This window comes from Microbacterium sp. MEC084, assembly GCF_004514465.2.
In the GTDB taxonomy this organism is placed as follows: Bacteria; Actinomycetota; Actinomycetes; order Actinomycetales; family Microbacteriaceae; genus Microbacterium.
Genome location: NZ_MYFP02000055.1, coordinates 1 through 680, shown reverse-complemented (window position 1 = coordinate 680; position 680 = coordinate 1). Strand labels below are relative to the sequence as shown.

The following is a 680-nucleotide window of genomic DNA, read 5'->3' as shown; positions in this document are numbered from 1 at the left end:
GAAGAAGGCGTTCACGACCAGGCCCGACAAGGCGCAATCCCTGCCGCGGGACCTCGTCCAACGACGGTTCCGCGCAGACGCGCCGCGCAGGCTCTGGGTCGCGGACATCACGTATGTGGCCACCTGGGCGGGGTTCGCGTATGTGGCGTTCGTCACCGACGTGTACTCGCGCAAGATCGTGGGCTGGAACGTCGCCTCGACGCTGCGCGCGGAGGTCCTGCCCCTACAAGCGCTGGACATGGCCGCCTGGGGCGCGGACGGCCCGCTCGACGGGCTGATCCATCACGCCGACCACGGCTCGAACTACATGTCGATGGTTTACACCGACCGCGTCGTCGAACTTGGCGCGACCCCGTCGACAGGCACTGTCGGGGACTCGTATGACAATGCCCTCGCCGAGGCGATCAACAACCTCTACAAGACCGAGCTGATTGAAGCGTCCCCGGTTCTCTGCCGCTCCTATGCGGGTGCCAGCACCGGGTGGGATGGCGTTTCGAGGTCAGCGTAGTAGACGGCCTCGAACTCGTCGGGCGGGACATCGCCGAGCGTGGAGTGCAGGCGCCGGTGGTTGTACCAGTCGACCCATTCGGCGGTGACCCATTCCACGTCGTCGACGGTCCGCAGCGGCCCGTTGCGGAATGGGGAGTCGTCGCGGATGGCTTCGTTCTTGAACAGCCCGA

1 protein-coding gene and 1 pseudogene are annotated in these 680 nt (G+C 66.2%); one reads left to right on the top strand and one right to left on the bottom strand.

Annotated elements, in window-relative coordinates; translation table 11 throughout:
- A pseudogene (locus B5M43_RS14925) lies at nt 1-436 on the top strand (DDE-type integrase/transposase/recombinase); the annotation flags it as partial.
- 23 nt (nt 437-459) lie between these two features.
- Here the strand turns inward: B5M43_RS14925 and B5M43_RS14920 are convergent.
- Nucleotides 460-680: integrase core domain-containing protein (locus B5M43_RS14920; protein WP_230667932.1), on the bottom strand; the 221-nt coding region annotated here is incomplete at its 5' end.